This is a genomic window from Trichocoleus sp. Lan (genome assembly GCF_039961855.1).
Taxonomy (GTDB): Bacteria; Cyanobacteriota; Cyanobacteriia; order Cyanobacteriales; family FACHB-T130; genus FACHB-T130.
Genome location: NZ_JAMPKA010000045.1, coordinates 21,418 through 37,112, shown reverse-complemented (window position 1 = coordinate 37,112; position 15,695 = coordinate 21,418). Strand labels below are relative to the sequence as shown.

12 protein-coding genes and 1 tRNA gene are annotated in these 15,695 nt (G+C 44.8%); 4 read left to right on the top strand and 9 right to left on the bottom strand.

Features of this window, described 5'->3' with window-relative positions; all coding sequences use genetic code 11:
- Positions 1 to 171: 171 nt before the first annotated feature.
- The 3 genes from glyQ (at position 172) to NDA03_RS25985 (ending at position 4,467) form a co-directional block, all read left to right on the top strand.
- The gene (glyQ, locus tag NDA03_RS25995) at positions 172 to 1,071 is read left to right on the top strand and encodes a glycine--tRNA ligase subunit alpha (protein WP_190436777.1); all 900 of its coding nucleotides are present in this window, start codon (positions 172 to 174) and stop codon (positions 1,069 to 1,071) included.
- Positions 1,072 to 1,436: 365 nt separating this feature from the next.
- Entirely contained in the window at positions 1,437 to 3,716 is a 2,280-nt protein-coding gene (locus tag NDA03_RS25990; RefSeq protein ID WP_348239569.1) for a ComEC/Rec2 family competence protein, read from the top strand.
- Between the two features lie 664 nt (positions 3,717 to 4,380).
- A tRNA-Ser gene (locus tag NDA03_RS25985) sits at positions 4,381 to 4,467 on the top strand.
- A 6-nt stretch (positions 4,468 to 4,473) separates the two neighbouring features.
- Here the strand turns inward: NDA03_RS25985 and selD are convergent.
- Entirely contained in the window at positions 4,474 to 6,762 is a 2,289-nt protein-coding gene (gene selD / locus NDA03_RS25980) for a selenide, water dikinase SelD (protein WP_348239567.1), read from the bottom strand.
- A gap of 156 nt (positions 6,763 to 6,918) precedes the next feature.
- Here selD and NDA03_RS25975 point away from each other — a divergent pair, with 156 nt between their 5' ends.
- Positions 6,919 to 7,521 carry a glutathione binding-like protein gene (locus NDA03_RS25975; RefSeq protein ID WP_348239566.1) on the top strand — a complete coding sequence of 201 codons (603 nt, stop codon included), beginning with the start codon at positions 6,919 to 6,921 and terminating at the stop codon, positions 7,519 to 7,521.
- A 263-nt stretch (positions 7,522 to 7,784) separates the two neighbouring features.
- Here NDA03_RS25975 and NDA03_RS25970 read toward each other — a convergent pair whose 3' ends face one another.
- The 8 genes from NDA03_RS25970 to bioD form a co-directional block, all read right to left on the bottom strand.
- On the bottom strand, positions 7,785 to 8,537 hold the full coding sequence (locus tag NDA03_RS25970; protein WP_348233947.1) for an ABC transporter ATP-binding protein: 753 nt from the start codon (positions 8,535 to 8,537) through the stop codon (positions 7,785 to 7,787).
- A gap of 15 nt (positions 8,538 to 8,552) precedes the next feature.
- Positions 8,553 to 9,365: an ABC transporter ATP-binding protein gene (locus NDA03_RS25965; RefSeq protein WP_348239565.1), complete on the bottom strand. Its 813-nt coding sequence runs from the start codon at positions 9,363 to 9,365 to the stop codon at positions 8,553 to 8,555.
- Positions 9,362 to 10,288: a branched-chain amino acid ABC transporter permease gene (locus NDA03_RS25960; protein WP_348239564.1), complete on the bottom strand. Its 927-nt coding sequence runs from the start codon at positions 10,286 to 10,288 to the stop codon at positions 9,362 to 9,364. Before NDA03_RS25960 ends, NDA03_RS25965 begins: the two co-directional genes overlap by 4 nt.
- 64 nt (positions 10,289 to 10,352) lie before the next feature.
- On the bottom strand, positions 10,353 to 11,303 hold the full coding sequence (locus tag NDA03_RS25955; RefSeq protein WP_348239571.1) for a branched-chain amino acid ABC transporter permease: 951 nt from the start codon (positions 11,301 to 11,303) through the stop codon (positions 10,353 to 10,355).
- A gap of 37 nt (positions 11,304 to 11,340) precedes the next feature.
- Complete coding sequence (locus NDA03_RS25950; RefSeq protein WP_348239563.1) at positions 11,341 to 12,564, bottom strand: ABC transporter substrate-binding protein; 1,224 nt, start codon at positions 12,562 to 12,564, stop codon at positions 11,341 to 11,343.
- Between the two features lie 114 nt (positions 12,565 to 12,678).
- Entirely contained in the window at positions 12,679 to 13,491 is an 813-nt protein-coding gene (locus NDA03_RS25945; RefSeq protein WP_348239562.1) for a hypothetical protein, read from the bottom strand.
- A 103-nt stretch (positions 13,492 to 13,594) separates the two neighbouring features.
- Positions 13,595 to 14,815: a M20 family metallopeptidase gene (locus NDA03_RS25940; protein WP_348239561.1), complete on the bottom strand. Its 1,221-nt coding sequence runs from the start codon at positions 14,813 to 14,815 to the stop codon at positions 13,595 to 13,597.
- Positions 14,816 to 14,920: 105 nt separating this feature from the next.
- Positions 14,921 to 15,601, bottom strand: a complete 681-nt coding sequence (bioD, locus tag NDA03_RS25935) for a dethiobiotin synthase (protein ID WP_190416002.1) — start codon at positions 15,599 to 15,601, stop codon at positions 14,921 to 14,923.
- Positions 15,602 to 15,695: the final 94 nt, after the last annotated feature.

Sequence of the window (15,695 nt, the reverse complement as noted above, 5' to 3'; positions counted from 1 at the left end):
CGGTGTCGCTTCACTTTCGCTTGCTCTCCCGACCGCTTTATTAATGTAGCAACCACGAACCGCTTCTGTCAACTGTTTTGAAAAACTTTTTTGGAAAACTCTCAAAATCCCCAGCCGAGCAGCTTTTGGGCCACAATGGGTTATGCGTTGAGCGCCTAAGGAAAGGAATCTGTGAATTTTCAGTTGGTGATTGCTACATTGCATAAGTTCTGGAGCGATCGCGGTTGTCTGATCGCTCAGCCCTACGATATTGAGAAAGGGGCAGGCACCAAGAATCCTCATACCTTTTTAAGATGTCTTGGACCTGAACCTTGGGCTGTGGCTTATGTCGAACCTTGCCGTCGTCCCACAGATGGACGCTATGGCGAGAATCCGAATCGCTATCAACACTATTATCAGTATCAAGTTTTGATTAAGCCTTCTCCAGATAATATCCAAGAGATATATCTGGACTCGCTGAGAGCTTTGGGTATTCGTCCTGAGGATCACGATATCCGGTTTGTAGAAGACAACTGGGAGGATGCCACAGTAGGAGCTTGGGGTGTCGGCTGGGAAGTTTGGCTAGATGGGATGGAGATCACTCAGTTTACTTACTTTCAACAGTGCGGAGGTATTGATTGTAGACCTGTCTCAATTGAGATCACTTATGGTTTAGAGCGATTAACCATGTACCTCCAACAGGTCGATGCATTGACTAAAATTCACTGGACTGACGATCTTACCTATGGAGACGTTCACCTCCAAGGAGAAATTGAGCAGTGTGTATACAACTTTGAGGCATCCAACCCAGAGTTGTTGTTTACCTTATTTGGTCTATACGAGCAGGAGGCAGAGCAAATAGCTCTACGCGGACTTGTCTTACCCAGCCTGGATTATGTTTTGAAGTGTTCTCACACATTTAATTTGCTGGATGCTAGAGGGGTCATTTCTGTAACCGAGCGGACGCGCTACATTGGCAGAATTCGCAAATTGGCACGGCGAGTTGCTGAACTGTACTTGCAGCAACGAGAGGCACTGGGATTTCCGCTGTGTAAACTACAAGAAGCTAAAGAACCAGTAGCTCAAAACTAGCAACAAATTTGGAGGATAGGTATTTCAGTGGACTGGGTTAGATGCTTCTGAAGACGAATGCAACCTTTTAGTAAAAACGAAGTTGACAAAGGAGGTGGTAAGACGCTTGTGAAGGCAGCAGGCTGTACTAGCAGCTTTTTGGGCTTTTTGTCTTAATGCATCAGCAATAAATACAAAGAGTCTGCATTTGAAATGGATTGAATTGTACTGGTATTGCTAGCTGTTAGCGAACATTATCTGTATGACTAATTTTGGGGGCAATCAAGTAGTGTTGCAGACAGTTCACAATTCTTACTTAGGAAGCACAGCAATGTGTATGCTGTTTCTGCACGCTGTACTGAGCTTGAGATAAGTTTGACTATCTAATGAACTTAGCCAATGGCGTCATTTTAAGTTTGGCTTATATTCTGGGCTTGCTTTCTACGGGATTGCCCTGGGGGAAGTACGGAATACTAGCCTTAGGGATTGGGGCAGCTGTTGTCTTGCCCCGATTTTGGCGAACAGGCCCGAAAGCGAGGGTGTGGCTGGTGGCTGGAATTGTTGGGTTGCTAGCGGCACTTTATTTTCAAATGCGAATGCCGCAACCAGCGGCGAATAACATTAGCAAGTTTGTGTCTGCCCAAAATATTAGAGGCCAAGAGCAGGTTGTAACTGTTCAAGGCAAGATTGCAACTCCACCCCGTCTGACGCAAAGCCAGCGATCGCAGTTTTGGCTGGAAGCTACAAAATTAAATGAGGTCAAGAACGGCAACAACAGACCCGCTGATGTCAGTCAAGGGGTGACTGGTAAGTTATACGTGACTTTGCCATTACTGCAAGCGACGGGTTTATATCCAAGTCAAGAAATAGCAGTAACTGGCGTCTTGTATAAACCTAAGCCTGCTGCTAATCCAGGAGCCTTTGACTTTCAAGCTTACCTAAAAAGAGAAGGTGGGTTTGCCGGTCTGAGCGGACGTCAAGTTAGCTTTGTTAATGAACCAGAAAAACGTCCCTGGGGATTTTGGACTATCCGGCGGCGGATCATTCAATCTCAAGTACGTTGGTTAGGCAGTCCAGAGGGGCAGCTGGTCAGTTCGATGGTGTTGGGGAATCAGGCGGTAGATTTACCCTACGATGTTCGCAATAAATTTATCCAGAGTGGTTTGGCTCATGCCCTTGCAGCGTCTGGGTTTCAAATTTCTTTGATTCTGGGTGTGGTGGTGGCTCTGACCCAGCGTTTTTCGGTGCGATCGCAATTTATCATTGGGTTCACTGCCCTACTTGTTTTTGTAGGGTTAACAGGGTTGCAGCCTTCTGTGGTTCGAGCTGGAGTGATGGGTGTCGGAGCTTTAATTGCTTTGGCGATGGAACGGAAGGTAAAGCCGCTGGGTTCGCTCCTACTTGCCGCCACTCTTTTGTTGCTGTTTAATCCCCTATGGATTTGGGATTTAGGTTTTCAACTGAGTTTTTTAGCCACCCTAGGATTATTAGTTGCAGTACCTACGGTTACAAAATGGCTGGATTGGTTACCACCCGCGATCGCATCTTTGATTGCGCTTCCGATAGCCGTTTTTCCGTGGGTTTTACCCCTACAACTTTATGTCTTCGGTCTAGTATCTCCTTACAGCATCCTGGCAAACATAATCAGCACTCCTTTAATCTCCATCATTAGTATTGGTGGAATTATCAGCGCCTTAGCATCATTAATCTGGCCCCTAGCTGGCAGTACCTTGGCTTGGTTGCTCTATTACCCATCCCAATGGCTAATTCTGCTAGTGGAATTTTTTTCTCAGTTACCAGGAAATTCTGTTGCTGTCGGTACCATTTCTATTTTGCAACTGTTAGCTCTATACGGACTAATTGCTCTGGCTTCGCTCAGCAAATGGTGGCGTCGGCGTTGGTGGTTTGCGGGTCTAATTGCTGCCAGTTTAGTGGTTGTCCCAGTTTGGCAGACAAAAGCAACTTTATTTCGAGTCACGGTGCTTTCTACGCCGGGAGAGCCAGTTTTGGTGATTCAAGACAAAGGAGAAGTCACGCTGGTTAATAGTGGGGATGATAGTACAGCTAATTTTACTGTGCTGCCTTTTTTACAACAGCAGGGCGTCAATCAAATTGACTGGGCTGTGGTGACAGATTCTCAACTTAGTTCTAGAAGTGGCTGGCCTAAGATTTTGGAACGGCTCTCAGTGTCAAGCTTTTATGCTAACACTGCTTCTATTGGTAAACTTTCGACTCTAGGCGTGAAGATTCCAACTCAGGCTTTGCCAGTTGGTCAGAGTGTAGCGATTGGAGCTTCAGTCATCAAGTTAATTAATACCCAACCACCAGTAGTACAACTACAAATTAGCAACCAGATTTGGTTAGTGGTGGGAAATTTTAAGCCAGAGGAAAAGGAAAGAAAGTTAGCGCTTCTGAAACAATTACCTCCAGCCCAGGTGCTTTGGTGGTCTGGAGAAAATTTACAAGCTGATATATTGCAAAAGATGCAACCCAAAGTAGCGATCGCCGCCTCCGCAACTATCGATCCAGAAACGACGCAAGAGCTGCGGAAAATCAAAACCCAAGTATATACAACCGAGCGTGATGGGGCAGTCCAGTGGACTCCTAGTGGTGGGTTTGAGACAACGCTGGAAGCAACGGAAAACGATGTTGGTATGAGCTATTAGGAATGGGGAGTAATATTTTCCGGCTGTAGAGGTAAAGCTTAAATAGATAACTGACCTAGCACTCAGACTACCCCGATTGAGACAATAAGATTTGCTGCTCCTGGCAGAGCGTTACCGAAATCGGCGCAGGCGCTTTGGCTTACGTTTCAACTTGATTGCTGCCATTATCAACTTTGAGCTTGCCTCCTCTTCCTATTCATGTAAGAGGTCTATTGAGCCTTTTTTATAACCATTTAGGAGATTTGAGAAACAAGCTTTTACAAAGCACTGTTGGGCATTACTCATTCAAAAAAGATTGAGGCTTGAAGCGAAACAATTTTAATTTTAAAATATTCACCTGCAATCAAACAAATGACCCCCGTATTTCTACGGTTTTAGAGGGAGAAGAAGTATTTCAGCGAGAATTTATATTTTTTCCGACATTTTTTTCGATAGCTTATTTACCGAAAGCCTCTACCCGATGCTAATAATGTTTTTCAGAACCCTCTCCAGAATGGAAACTACTCAACCTGCCTTGATAATAAATGGATATGCAGTGACGATTACCTCAAGTCGCGGCATGATGCTTTACTGGAAATTATTCGTTAGGCAGAAGAGATTGACGGAATTTAGTATATACTGATGATGCTGAGTTATTAACCTTTGGTTAATAAAGATAGCGCTTGGAGAGGTGGCAGAGTGGTTGAATGCGACTGACTCGAAATCAGTTGTGGCGGCAACGTCACCGGAGGTTCAAATCCTCTCCTCTCCGTTGAATTCAGACAATTAGTGAGATGGGCTGAACGCCTTGATTTGGTGGCGTCACGCGACCAATTATTTGGCTGTAGGTATATCCCAAAGTTTTGAGTGAGGCGACACAAGCATCAGCGCGTTCATCTGGAATCGCAGCTAAGAGTCCGCCAGAAGTTTGGGGATCGAATAGAAGAGGGTAAGTAGCGCGATCGCTAACTGTTGATAAATTGCTAATCTGGCGGGATGCTCGTAAATTCTGCGGGTGTAAAGAACTCACAATTCCCATTTGCAGCGTTTCCAAGGCACCTTCTAGAACTGGGATAGCTTCTAAATTGAACTCCACCGCCACCTGAGATGCTTGGATCATTTCCAGTAAATGCCCCAGCAATCCAAATCCTGTAATATCCGTACAGGCAGTAACTCCATGTTTTAATAAACACTTAGCGGCTGCTTGATTTGACAGCAGCATCGAGTGGACTGCATCATCAATCCACCGACCTTTTGCTTGCAAGCGCATCTGCGCAGCAAATAGAGTTCCCGTTCCTAGCGCTTTGGTCAAAATTAGCACTTGCCCCGGCTTCATACCTCCTTTTCGTAGCAGCTGATTGGGATAGGCTAAGCCGTTACAGGATAAACCAAAAGTTAGTTCTGCTCCTTCTGTGGTGTGTCCGCCTACCAGAGGTGTTTGCGACTGTTGCAGCACTTTAGCAGCACCCGATAACAGTTGATAAAGGGTTTCCTCCTGCTTTTCTTCCCAGGCGTAGGGAATAGTGGCAATTGCCAGCGCACTCTGAGGAGTAGCACCCATTGCAAAAATATCGCTTAAGCAATGATTAGCGCTAATTTGAGCAAAGATAAACGGGTCATTAATTAGACTTCGGAAATAGTCTAGGGTATGAACCATCACTTGATCTACTGGCACCTTGACTACGGCAGCATCATCTGGTGCATCAAGTCCAATTAAAATATCTTCACGATTACCAACTTCAGGGTGTTCTAATTTAATGCGGTGTAGGACTCGTTCTAATGTTGTACTACCGACTTTAGAACCGCAACCAGCGCAACGCATTGGGGGATTAGGGATTGGGGATTGGCTGTTGGGGATTGAGGATGGGGTGACGGCTGACATTTCCGGCAAGTTGTGAAAGCGTGCCATAAATTCGCGGTCAATGCGGTCTTTACAGTGCCAAAACAAGCGCGATTCCCAACTAAAAGCTCCCCAAGAAGCGATCGCATTTTTATCCCCTGTACCAATTAAACTAAGATATTGTTTCTGCGGCTTGTACGGCTTGAGTGGTTTCCCTAGTAGCGTCCGTCGCAGGTTGTTAAACAGTGGCTTCCCCTGACGTACCGCAAAAACTCCCGCTTTGGGACGGGGATGATGAATCATCGTGGCAATATCACCTGCGGCAAATACTTGGGAATGAGAGAGCGATCGCAAAGTATCATCTACCTGGATAAAGCCTTTAGTATCGGTAGCCAATCCAGAGGCTTGCAGCCAACGAGGTGCCGATGCTTGTGTTACCCAAAAAACGCGACACTCAGCACGAGTCCCCTCGCTAGCGCATTCAACCACTAAACCAGACTCACAAATAACCTTGTGCGGTTGAACTTCACACACCTTTTCCCCTAAATGCAACTCAACCCCACGCTGGATCAAAATTTTCTGGAGACGCCGACCCACCCAGGGGTTATAGTTCGGTAAAAGCTCAACACCGCTATGGAATAGATGGATTTCTAGATTTTCTGGAAACTGCTGGGAATGCTCAAAAAATTGATGCAGGCGAGATTGCATTGCCAGTGCTAGTTCCACTCCACCAGCACCTCCACCCACAATGCTAAGTTGTATCGGTTTCTCAGGCGTTTCTGCAACACTTTTCAGCAGATGATCCCATTCACTTAATAATTTTGCTACGGGTTTAGCTGGAATAGCGTACTCCGCTGCACCTGGTATAGATATTGTGGCTGGGGTACTGCCGATATCAATTGATAACAGATCAAATGCAACATCTGGATGGTTAGCACAGATGACTTTATTATTTTCCAAATCTAGACCAATCGCTCGGTCAAGATAAAATTGTGCTTGGGCGAATTGGGCAAGACGACGCAGATCGATGTGACTTTCATCGTAGTCATAAAAACCTGCCACATGACCGGGCAACATACCAGAATAGGGCGTATGAGAAGTGTCTGTAATCAGCGTCAGGCGTACTCCTGGTAGTGGTTTCATGCCAAGCATTTTCAACACAATGGCATGACTGTGTCCGCCACCAATCAGCACTAAATCTTTAACAATCGGAGATATTACCTGCATCGAAAAGCTAGTGTTTAAATTTTCCAGAGTAACGAGATGCTATCCCTATAGATCGTGGTAATTAATTCAGAGCTGACAAAGTGCGTAGCACGTATCGCGCCCTCAATTTTCAAGTTACACTACCTTGTGGAACGGCAAAACTGAACATCTAACCTCATGATTGACCTTTATACCTTCACGACACCGAACGGGCGCAAGGCTTCTGTCATATTGGAGGAAGTCGAGCTTCCTTACAACGTCCATAAGATTGACATCACGAAGGGAGAGCAATTTACGCCAGAATTTGTAGCCATTAATCCGAATAGCAAGATTCCCGCGATTGTTGACCAAGATACTGGCATGACGGTTTTTGAGTCGGGTGCTATCCTGATCTATTTAGGAGAGAAAACTGGAAAATTCTTACCTAAAGAACAAAAAGCTCGCTTTCAAGTACTGGAGTGGCTGATGCTCCAAATGGGAAGCGTCGGGCCAATGTTTGGTCAGTTAAACCATTTTAAGAAGTTTGCCCCAGAAAAGATTCCTTACGCAATTGAGCGATATGAGAAAGAGACCCTACGGCTTTACGGTGTCTTAGACAAACAGTTGGCAGATCGGGAATTTATCTGCAATGAATACTCGATTGCCGATATTGCCACATTTCCTTGGGTTGCTAGCTATGAATTTCAAGGTTTAACACTAGATAATCATCCAAATCTTAAGCGCTGGTTTGAAACAATTCAGCAGCGTCCAGCCGTACAGCGCGGGATGGCAGTTCCATAAAGAAAGCAAAAGTTAAAAAGCAAAATGTAAAGGAGTAAGGTGGGCAGTGCCCACCTATTTATTTTAAGTATAGGCGATCGCCTATACTAACCATCAGGCAAGAAAGGGTTATCAACTATAGATCCAAAATCGGTAAGATAGCTCCCATTAGTTTTTATATTTATCCAAATTTTGGACAGCTTTATTATTTAATTTATTGCTCTTATTTTCGCTCAAATATAAACAAAAATAAATCTTCAAATAAAAGTAAAAAATATCTTAAATCATCCCAAATAAGCCTTCATAACCCGCTCATCCTTAAGCAAGTCAGAAGATTTTCCGGTCAAGGTGATGCAACCAGCTTCAAGTACATATCCTCTATCAGAAACTTCAAGAGCCAGATTAGCGTTTTGCTCAACTAAAAGGATGGTTACTCCTGTATCGCGGAGATTTTGAATAATGGAAAAAATTTCTCTGACAATTGCAGGAGCAAGACCCAAGCTTGGCTCATCTAGTAGTAACAGTTTTGGACGGCTCATCAAAGCACGAGCGATCGCTAACATTTGCTGTTCGCCACCGCTGAGTGTCCCAGCAAGTTGATTGCGACGTTCTTTAAGACGTGGAAACATCTCAAATTGACGATCAATATCAGCCCTTACGACTTCCTGGTTGGAGTGGATATAAGCACCTAATTCTAAGTTATCAAAAACAGTTTGTCGTGCTAATACTCTACGTCCTTCTGGAGAATGAGCAATGCCTAGCCGCACTACTTCATGAGGTTGGCGATGAGTAATATTGCGACCGCTGTAAATAATGCTACCAATCCTAGGATTAATTATCTTAGAGATAGCGCGGAGGGTAGTACTTTTTCCAGCACCGTTGGCACCGATAAGAGTGACAACCTCGCCGTTATTGACAGTCAGGCTAATATCGTTTAAAGCTTGAATTCCACCATAATTAACAAAAATATTTTTAAGTTCTAGCAGGGTAAACTTTTCTTGCCCACCCCCTGATTCTCTGGATTTATCAGCGTTCATCAACGTTTAAAGCCCTCATTCATTTCCTAAATAAGCTTCAATGACAGACGGATCGTTTCTGATGACCGATGGTTCGCCCAAAGCAATTAACTTACCAAAATTTAACACGGCAATGCGATCGCATAATCCCATTACCAGCGGCACGTGATGTTCAATTAAGATTACCGTCAAGTTAAACTGTTGGCGGATTTCTCGGATAAATTCGCTTAATTGGTGTTTTTCGCTAGGATTCATCCCAGCAGCAGGCTCATCTAGCAATAGAATTTGCGGTTCTAACGCTAGCGCTCTGGCAATTTCTAACCGACGCTGATCCCCATAAGGAAAATTTCGAGCTTTTTCTTCAGCACGATCGCTTAATCCCACCATATCCAGTAACGCGATCGCTTTTTGTTTATTTAACTGTTCTCGCCTAGACGCTGATGGTAAACTCAACAGCCCAGTTAACAGAGTAGATAGAATATTAGCGCCCTTATTATGAATATGCCGCGCAATCATCACATTTTCCAGAGCCGAAAGATTACCAAATAAGCGAATATTTTGAAAAGTTCTGGCGATACCTTTAGTAGCGATTTGATGGGGAGGGCGCTGGGAAATTTCCTCGCCTTGATAGACTAATTGCCCGCTGGAAGGCCGGATTAACCCAGTCATCAGATTAAATAGTGTAGTTTTACCAGCACCATTGGGGCCAATTAAACCAAAAATCTCATTTTTATGAACCGTGAAAGATACATTATTCACCGCTACTAAGCCACCAAACTGGCGCATTAGTGCTTTTGCTTCCAGACAGGGCAAAGTGTCAAGTTTTAAAGGTGAAATTTCATCCTTCATGCTTTATTCTTCATTTTTCTCTTAAACAATTCTGGCGTCACCAAGCCTTGTGGGAAAAATATCGTTCCCACAACTATTAGGAACCCAAAAATAATCAAGCGACCATCTCGGAGGAATCCTGCTAACCAGGTAGGTAAACCGCTAGTATCTGCAATTCCCCTTAATATTTCCGGCAAAGCTGTAAATACCATACCACCCAATACAGGTCCTACAAAAGTTCTAGTTCCACCAATTAAGACAGAAGTTAAATAAACAATACTGGCATCAAAGGTGCCTTGGCGGGCGTTCCAGGTATTAAGAAAATGGGCGCTAACTGCCCCAGCGATTCCTGCCAAAATCGCGCCCAGGGTAAAAGCTAGAACTTTGTAGTAAGTTGGATTGATTCCCATCGCCCCCGCGGCTAATTCATCTTCTCGAATAGCTGTAAATGCCCTTCCTGCCCGAATTCGTTCAAGTCGATAAAGCAATACCATACTAATAATTAGTAAAGGAAACGCTATCCACAAATACTCGATAGGGGTTTGGAAAGGTTGGGGGATGCCAAAAATACCGACAGCGCCGCCAGTAATATCCAAATTTAGCGATAGGACGCGCAAAACTTCTACAAAGGCAATGGTAGCGATCGCTAAATAGATCCCCCGCAACCGCAGCGCCGGAATCCCCACCATAACGCCCAATATGCCAGAGACTATACCAGCAACCAGCATCTCCAATAACAGCAGCGGAATCGGGAATAAACCGCCACTAACGCGAAATACCTGGGTAGATAGAATCGCTGCAATATATCCGCCCAGCGCATAAAAACCAGGACTAGCTAGAGATAACTGTCCAGTCATTAGGGGCAGGTACAACGACAATCCTAGCAGTGCCCCCAACACCATAGAAACGATCAGCGATCCATAAGTGTTCAAAAAGTCATTCATTGCAACACATTAAAAATAAAAAATTAACGAGCAATATTTAATTTTACATTTCACATTCCAATAACTATACTTTTTGAATCAGGCGACGCCCCAGCAAACCATGAGGTCTAACTATCAGCATTATGAATAGTATTCCAAAAGCAAACGCATCCTTATAAGCAGAATAATCTGAAGGGACAAATGCCTCCACAAGACCGATCGCTAAACCTCCCAAGACGGCACCAGGAATACTCCCTAAACCACCTAGTACAATAACAGCTAAACCCTTTAGTCCAAATGCAATACCCAAGTAGGGTCCAGCGATACTTACACTAGACCCTACTAAAGTCCCTGCCAATCCAGCTAAGAAACTGCTGACGAAAAACGTCAGAACAATAAAGAAGTCGGTATTGATCCCTAACAAACTAGCAGTTATCGGATCTTCAGCTACAGCTTTCATCGCCTTACCGAATTTAGTACGATTTATGCAATAAGTGAGGATCGCCAAAATTATTACACATACACTAAAAATTACAATTTGAACGCTACGAATAGGAATTGGGTTTTCTCCCGTACCAAAGTTGATAGAAGCAGGCAAGTTACCGTAAGTATTTGCAGGAAAACTATAACTTTCTGCTCCCACCAAATACTGGATTAAATTTACAATTACTAAGGCTACACCAAGGCTAGAAACTACCGTCAGCAGAGGATCAGAGCCTTTACGTCGCAAAGGTCGAAAAGCAACACGCTCAATTCCAACCCCAACCAAACCAGCCAACGTACTCCCTAAAATTAATGCTAGTGCAAATGGAAGCTTTATCGGTAAACTTGCATTTGCAAATAATCCGTTAAATCCAAATGTTCCTCCCATCAGGGCATAAGTGAAGTACGCTCCTAAAGTAAAGAGTGCCCCATGAGCAAAATTAATAATCCCTAAAATAGAAAAAATTAGAGTGTATCCCAAAGCAAAAATTGCGTAAATACTGCCAATAGATAAACCGTTTAGGAATTGTTGTAAAAAAAGAGTGATATCCATATATTTTTGATTAGGGTGGGCTTTGCCCACCCTAAAGTTACTTAACTAAAGCGAATTTACCATTATTTCCGTCTGCATCTACCTTGAGCTGTGCGACGTAGAATTCTTTTTGTTTGACATCACCTACTGGCGTAAAGCCAATCTCACCTAGTGGCGTCTGGTACGTACCAGCTAGCAACTGCTTGTTCAGTTCTGTACGCAGTTGTGGCAGAGGCATTGTGCTGATTTTGGTTTTCTGATTTAAAGCTTTCAGAGCCTCTGCATACACTTGAACCGCTGTAAAGGCTTGGGCACTAAATTGTGGTGGTTCTTTTTTATATTGATTGAGATAAGCGGTGCGGAAAGCAGTGTTCACCTCACTAGAGTATTCAGGGCTATAAGCTTGTGCAACGAGAACTCCATCGCAGAGAACTTTACATACATTAAATATATTGGAAGTATTAAATCCATTGCCCCCAACAATCGTACCTTTATAACCCAGTTCCCGCAGTTGGCGAACCAAGTTTCCTCCGTCTGCCGCCAGCCCAGAAATAATTACTAAATCGGGTTTTAAGTTAATAGCATTGGTGGTTTGCGATTGAAAATCAGTATCGCTCGTCTGGAACTTTTGTACGGTTACTAAATCAAGTTTCTGGTCTTTAACTGTTTGCTGAAAAATTTCTGTCTCCGACTTACTAAATGCATCATTCTGAGCGTAAAATACCGCAACTTTCTTGATATTTGGGTTAAGCTTGAGGGCTGCTTTTAGCGAGAGAGGGGCGACAATGGAAACGGGTGCTGAGACACGAGCAACATAATCTCCAATCTCCGGAATTCCTTTAGCTGTGTTGGATGCTCCAATAACTGGCACTTTGGTTCTCTCTGCAATGGGGTCGGCACTAAATGCTTGCTGCGAAAGAGTTGGTCCAACAATTCCGACAACTTTATTCTGACTAATCAGGGTTTGGAAGGCATTGATAGCTCCGGCTTCCTCTCCACCTGTGTCCTGAACAATCAATTTAATCGGGGTACCGTCAATACCACCTTTGTCATTAAAGTATTTCTCGGCAATTTTGGCACCTGCAATGCCTTCCTGACCGAGGAGAGCGACGTTACTGGTTTGCGCTAAGGCAATCCCAATTGGAATGGCACTAGATGAACCTGGGGCTGCTGAAGGGGCAGTAGTGGGGTTTGTGCCCACAGGGTTCGTTTGGGTGCAGGCTGACAGTAAGAATGCAACGGTAAGAAATACGGCAGAGGTTCGCACAGCAGGTCGTTTCATAGCTCAGTAGATTGTAGATATTTTAGAAGGCTGTTTTTTTCAAACCGGCTTTCTATCTATATTTTCGGTTTTTTTGTGTCTACCTACTAAGGTATGAAATATTCCTTGAGAATTTTACATTCTTCCCATGACAATTCCCCAAAAATAATCCTCGAATGGACCCTCAGCTGCGTCTACGTGCATCTTTCTTGCCCAAGTGTAGATGTCGAAGCTGATATGTCCGCTATCGTGGTGCCAAGGTTTACCTGGTTGAATCACAATATTGCCTAATAGGGAAATCCAGTGAGTCGGGTAAGGCAGCAGTGGCGGTTTGTTGCTGAGTAACCCTTCTGCCGTAACCAAAGCAAACGCTACGCCACCGCTGGCGATGACTTCTGCGGCTTCGCGCATCGCATCAAATTCGCCATAAATATAGGTATGGGCATATTTAAATTGACGATAGCCCAGCACTTCTTTCACCCAGCCTTTCATTTCCCAAGATTTCGTCATCCCGCCCAGATTCCGAATGATGTTGGGGGCGTTGGGTTCGACTGGAAAAATCAGGTTTTCTGATTCGCGCAAGGTTGCCAATAGCATCCAATCTGCCATCCCCATCCGCAGTCTGCCTTGGCTTTGGCGCAGTCTGGGCGATGCTTGAATATATCGAGTTCTCGCTTGAAAACCGCCGATTTCAAATAAACTGCGGCAAATTTGTACGTATTTGAGGGGCTGTTTGCGAACCAGCTCAAATACAATCGATGCTGGCCCGCAGAAGGGTTGTCCCCCTTGATTTACTTGAAAGGGATCGATTAGACGCGATCGCATATCAGCAATAACTTGCTGTTTATCCAAACTAGACCAAACGCTGGGAGCGCTAGATTGCTCGAAGTCTGCGATCGCTCGCTGTGCTTGTTGCAAATCATTTAAATTTGGCAGTTGAGAAGTCATCAGCACCTCATGCGATTGAAGAAAGATTGCCAGCGAGTTTCAGGTTAGCAGGTTAGCAATTATAGACTCAAACGATCCTTTAAACCTTCACCCTGACAAGCCTTCAATCCTCCACTCTGCAAAATTTCTCAACACACCTGACAAATATCTCAACACCCATCTCCAGTGCTGTTTCATCAAAATTAAATCGCGGATGATGGTGCGGATACGCTAACTCTTTTTCTACATTCGCCGAACCCAAGAAGAAATAGCAACCGGGCACGGCTTGCAAAAAGAAAGACATATCTTCGCCGCCCATTGTTTGGCATTCTGGCACAATTCCAATCGGAGTTTCTACCACCCCTTCCGCCACAGAACGCACGAGTTCCGCCATCTTGGCATCATTAATCACCGGAGGATAAAGCCGCTTGTAGTCCAGTTGATAAGTGGCACCGTGGCTTTGACAAATACCCGCAATAATCTGCTCAATCCGTTGCGGAATAAGTTCTCCTAGAACCGGATTGAAATATCTCACAGTACCCGTGAAGAAAGCCGTATCAGCAATTACGTTAAGCGCTTTGCCTGCATGAAGTTCCCCGACGGTAACGACGGCGGACTCTAGGGGCGAGACATTTCGAGCCACAATTGTCTGCAAGGCAGTAACAATATGAGCGCTGACTAAAATTGAATCAACTGTTTGATGAGGAATCGCCCCGTGTCCGCCTTTGCCTTGAATCGTGCAGCGAAAACCTTCTGTTGCTGCCATCAAAGCACCTGTACGGACTCCCACAGTGCCGAGAGGCAGATTATTCCATAAATGCAGCCCGATAATCCCATCCACCTGGGGATTTTGTAAGACACCGGCTTCAATCATCGGCTTGGCACCTCCCGGCCCTTCCTCAGCAGGTTGGAAGATAATTTTTACAGTGCCAGCAAAGTCATCGCGATGCTCAGAGAGATAGTAAGCCGTGGAAAGCGCGATCGCTGTATGTCCATCATGACCGCAAGCGTGCATCACTCCATCATGCTGCGACCGATAAGGCACATCATTCTCTTCTTGAATCGGCAGGGCATCCATATCGGCCCGAATTGCCAACACTTTACCGGGTTTATTACCAGTAATTGTGGCAACAATTCCAGTATTTGCAATGCCAGTTTCATGTTCAATTCCCCATTCTTGCAGTTTTTGGGAAACTAACTCGGCAGTTAAATGCTCTCGAAAGCCTAATTCAGGGCGCTGATGCAGCCGCCGCCGCAACTCCACCAGCATCGGCTGCAATGCTTGAATTTCCGGTCGAATCCGAGATGAATCAACAGAAAGAGGGCTTAAAGAAGTAGCAAACATCTTATTCAGACTCCAAAAATTTATGATGACGTGAAGGAATTAATCGGGTAGGGCGGTGTATCGCCAGAACTTGACTCCCTACCCTTGGTTATCTTTGAATTTTGGTTAAAGTGGCATCAATCGCTCTATATCTAAATCTGACGCAACTTGAGCGAGTTTACCGAGATCGCTGAGGTCGCTCAGATTGGGCAGAATCCCAAAAACTGGGGTATTGGTGAAAGACTCAATCAAATCGCTTGGGCACCAATCGGCGATTTCTTGTTCGGTACGAGGTTGAACGCAATTCAGGACGATGCCTTTGAGGTGGACGCCCGACTGACGAGAGAGGGCAACATTCGCAACCGCTTGGGCGATCGCTCCTAATCTTACCGGCACCACTAATACCGTTGGCAACCCCCAATCCCTAGCCAAATCCGCTACCGTGAGTTCGTGCGTAACCGGCGAACCCAATCCTCCCAATGCTTCTATCAGCACAAAATCTCGCTGACGCCGCAGATTTTCAAACGCTTGCCAAGCTTTTCCTAAGTCAACACTCCTTCCTTCCCGTTCAGCGGCGATGGGAGGCGCTAACGGTGCCTGGAAGTACAACGGATTAATTTCCTCTAAAGATTGATTGAGAGAAAATAACTGATTGTAAAGTTCTCTATCCCCAGTTCCCGACTGAATTGGCTTCATCATCCCTAAGCTTTTGGCAGGACAATACATCTGCCAATAAGCTGCCAAAGCCGCAGTCAAAACTGTTTTCCCAGCGTCCGTATCGGTTCCAGTAATTAGTAGCGCGTTCAAAGTAGTTGTCACTCGTCAGTTGTCACTCGTCAGTTGTCAGTAGAAGTTGGAAGCTTGTAAAGTTGGAAATCCATCTTCTAAGGTTTACCCACCA

Bases quoted from the DNA above. Each gene is read 5' to 3' on its own strand.
- NDA03_RS25955 (WP_348239571.1), bottom strand. From the start codon at position 11,303: ATGGATATCACTCTTTTTTTACAACAATTCCTAAACGGTTTATCTATT.
- NDA03_RS25945 (WP_348239562.1), bottom strand. From the start codon at position 13,491: ATGACTTCTCAACTGCCAAATTTAAATGATTTGCAACAAGCACAGCGA.
- selD (WP_348239567.1), bottom strand. From the start codon at position 6,762: ATGCAGGTAATATCTCCGATTGTTAAAGATTTAGTGCTGATTGGTGGC.
- NDA03_RS25960 (WP_348239564.1), bottom strand. From the start codon at position 10,288: ATGAATGACTTTTTGAACACTTATGGATCGCTGATCGTTTCTATGGTG.
- NDA03_RS25990 (WP_348239569.1), top strand. From the start codon at position 1,437: ATGAACTTAGCCAATGGCGTCATTTTAAGTTTGGCTTATATTCTGGGC.
- NDA03_RS25965 (WP_348239565.1), bottom strand. From the start codon at position 9,365: ATGAAGGATGAAATTTCACCTTTAAAACTTGACACTTTGCCCTGTCTG.
- NDA03_RS25975 (WP_348239566.1), top strand. From the start codon at position 6,919: ATGATTGACCTTTATACCTTCACGACACCGAACGGGCGCAAGGCTTCT.
- NDA03_RS25970 (WP_348233947.1), bottom strand. From the start codon at position 8,537: ATGAACGCTGATAAATCCAGAGAATCAGGGGGTGGGCAAGAAAAGTTT.
- NDA03_RS25950 (WP_348239563.1), bottom strand. From the start codon at position 12,564: ATGAAACGACCTGCTGTGCGAACCTCTGCCGTATTTCTTACCGTTGCA.
- NDA03_RS25940 (WP_348239561.1), bottom strand. From the start codon at position 14,815: ATGTTTGCTACTTCTTTAAGCCCTCTTTCTGTTGATTCATCTCGGATT.